Annotated in this window: 3 protein-coding genes; all 3 read right to left on the bottom strand. The window is 35.6% G+C overall.

Features of this window, described 5'->3' with window-relative positions; all coding sequences use genetic code 11:
• On the bottom strand, window positions 1–419 hold a 419-nt coding region (locus RTK36_RS12990), incomplete at its 3' end, for a hypothetical protein (protein WP_312047669.1).
• 30 nt (window positions 420–449) lie between these two features.
• Window positions 450–2,024, bottom strand: a complete 1,575-nt coding sequence (locus RTK36_RS12995) for a GmrSD restriction endonuclease domain-containing protein (protein WP_312047670.1) — start codon at window positions 2,022–2,024, stop codon at window positions 450–452.
• A 136-nt stretch (window positions 2,025–2,160) separates the two neighbouring features.
• Window positions 2,161–3,542, bottom strand: a 1,382-nt coding sequence (locus RTK36_RS13000) for an ATP-binding protein (protein ID WP_442871354.1), incomplete at its 5' end; no start/stop codon positions are given.

Below are 3,542 nucleotides of genomic sequence, written 5' to 3' on the forward strand. Positions count from 1 at the left end.
ACTACATCCTTACCCGAATCATCCAGTTTGTTTTCAATCACTACCAATCGCCCGGACTCATCTAACGCCAACAAATCTAAACGCTCCAATGTATCTGAGAATCCATTAAATTCTTTTTGGATGATGAGTAAATTCTCCCCCAAAATTGAAGTATCTTGGTCAATCCATTCTTGAAGATGATTTCTTTCAGTAAAATTCAACTCAGAAAATGTTTTTTTACAAAGAGGTAATGCTTGGTTTTTCTCTTTATCTACAACAAACATATTGTTGCCTCTCTTTCTCAAATCTTTTTGTATCATAAATAATAAGACTTTCTCATTTTCAGCTTTTTTTACCGTAAAATTTACTTTAACTGCGTACCAATTAAGTGATTCCACTTTATAAACATATGGGGATTTTTTTATGACTTCTGTAGTCATATCTTCTTTAGCATTGAAAAATTATTATTTTTACTTAGTCAATATGCTTGCATACTTGATTAAGTTCCTAATTCTGTCAGTAATAAAATCATCAAAATTTTTCTCCAAACCATCTGTTGGGCATATTGCACTTTCAAGAATATTTTCCATTGATGTTTTAGGCAATAGAACTTTATATTTTTTTGGATCTTTATCTTTGATTTTCTGATTATCGGCATTGTTTAGAAAGCAAAAATTAGCTAAACAATTAATTTTTCTCTTATCTACACCAAGTCTTTCAAGATGCTTTTTAGGAAAAATATGATGAAATTCGTTCCTGTTAACTGTCTTAAGTACATCTCCTAATCTCACGTATGCGCCAGATATAAAGGATCTTGGTTTATTACTTGCAAGCATTAATACAAATGTTTTGGTATTTACTGAACCAACATTAAAAAGACTATCAGAAAAATACTGCGGTTCTAATTTACAGTAAAATTCTGCTATCAAAACTGTATCATCAAGTGATAATGATTTCATTAATGCTATATCTTGCCTATGTTTATCCTGAATAGCAGCATTATATCTTCTTGAAAAGTTAGATTTCCAAAACCATTTTATTAGTTGCTTTCTTTGGTTATCGTTATAAGTCATACCACCAACTTTGTCTGTAGCAAAAAATGCAGAAAGTGATACAATCATAGATGGGTATGGAAGCCATTCAAGCGAATTTACATTTAACTGGTCTTTAAGAAATTCAATAGCGCCTTTAATTCCATTTTTAATTTTGGGAAAATTAATTCTGACATCCTCGCCTGTTAAGTTCATAATAACAGAAGGCGATGTTTCACCTTTAATTATTCCGCTACAACATTTTAATTGTAAGTCTTTGTCTAAAGCAAGGTTTCCGAATCCATAAGGTTTTAATTCTTCTGACAATTCATAAAACTCTTCTTGCAAATCGAAATCAGAACTCCAGCTCCAGGCTGTTAATAACTGATAAGTATTTAAAGGAGTTCCTGCTCTATTTATACGTTCAAATACTATAGCAATACTTTCTTTACTATCTGTTTCGAATTCTTGAACAGGTAAAGTATATTCTTGAAACATCTGCTGCACTTTTAAAATCACATCTCTTTTCCCTTGGTCTAGTTTGCTAACCTCAGCATAGAATTTACCTGCATCAAACATAACTCCTACAGGAAAATGTTTGCTAATTACTACATCAGCGCTTGCTAGTGCTACAAATTTGCTTTCTTGAATATCGTCACATGCATCAAAATCAAAATAAATGTCAAGCCATTCATAATTATTGGATGGCATCAATTCAGTCTGAAACGCACTAAATAAAGAAGTTATTCTTTGCTGTCCATCTAGAACATAATAAACTGGATGTTCCTTTCTTGGTTCTGGAATCATGAAATTCCCGAGATCTTTTTCAGATTCTAAACGTGTAGTTGTTTTCCATAAAAACACTGTCCCAATTGGAAAATTCTTATATATACTATCAAGTAAAAAACTAACTTGTTGCGGTGTCCATACCCAGTCTCTTTGAAAAGCAGGTATTCTAATCTCACCTGATATAACTCTTTCTATTATTTTTCTTATTGTTAATGATTCTGCCATACCTTTCTCCTTTAATATTTATTTTTTAGCTACAAACTTATTATAAATTCCCATTATGGTACAACCGTGTACCCCTCAATCTGGTTACGCTATGTTAACATACGCGAAATCCACAAACTTATAATTGATAGAACTTTTAAAACGGCAATTCCTCTTCAGTATCCAATTGTCCTGCTGGAGGGACTTCTTCAGACTCTTGCCAATTATCAGCTACCGTTTTCCACTGAACAGTTCGTTGTCCCTCAGTCCACACATCCCAATATTCAGGATCATTGGATTGAGGTCTAGATTGTTCTTTCAGGAAGTTCATCTTAACCATAACTGGCAATTCTGATGCCCAACCAAGTAAAATTGCATTTCTGGACGGCAACGAAGGTAATTCGCGAAGCAAACCTCGTAAAGTATCTGGAACGAACTTGCTAACAAGCTCCTGATCCCGATCATTAGAAATGCGATGCAGCAGAAAACTATTGCATTGCGATAAAACAGTGGGTGAAAGTTCACTAGGTCTTTGAGAAGAGAGAATCAAACCAAGCCCAAATTTTCGGCCCTCTCGTGCAATTTTCTCAAATACCTTTGAACACATTTCTGATGCATTACCGTTTTCACTATCTGTATTGTAACGCTTTATAAATGTATGAGCTTCCTCCATTACGAGAGTTGTCGGAATAGTCTGTCCATCATTTATTTTTCTGTATCTTTGTAACGATTCAAGTGTCATTCGAGCTAATACGGATGTAATAATATGCGTCAGCTCTGCAGGGATAAGGGACAAGTCTACAATCACTATCGAGCCTTCTGTGCAGTTGCTAGGGCAAATATATTTATCCATCCACTGATCGAGAGTGATTTGTTCATTGGTACTAATTACTGGTTTCAACTTTGCATCAGAAAGCAGTGTTTTTACCCGCATCAGCATTGTTTCAACATAGACGGAAGTGTTCATTAACTCAGCGTTTGCTTCAATACTTCTCAAAAGGGTGTCCCCAGAAAAAGGTCGCGGAACATCCGCATCTATCGGTAATACATCTTGGTCATTCCCTCCAAAAGCCTGATGTGCAGAACGGGTAAAAGACAGCAAGTTGTGTACTTCGGTTCGCGTAAAATCCATATGTGAGTATGGTGCATTTCTTGCTGTAATTAGACCATCTAGTGCATCCCTGAACTGCTGCAATGCTTGCTTTTGGGGCTGACTGAAAGAAGCATCATCCTCTAATTCACCACGCCATTTTGATATTTTTTCATAGAACGCCTTTGGTTGAGGGAATCTCCCCCAAGGACTACCTGATTGGAACTCCAAACCGATTGTTCCAACAAGTGTTCTTAAAAAACGACGCATCGAATAGCATCTGGGTTCTCTATAGTCAATTTGCCCGTCACGAACTGTTCGCAGTGCTTGAACAAGTGTAGGCTTTTGTGCCTTACTACTGGCCTGTGTAAATGCTACCCATTCTGAAGTATTCCAAAGCCATATAGGAACCTCTAATTGTTCAATTCCACGTTCATCATCTTTTTCCA

Origin of the sequence: Anaerotignum sp. (assembly GCF_031981185.1) — a bacterium.
GTDB lineage: Bacteria > Bacillota > Clostridia > Lachnospirales > Anaerotignaceae > Chakrabartyella.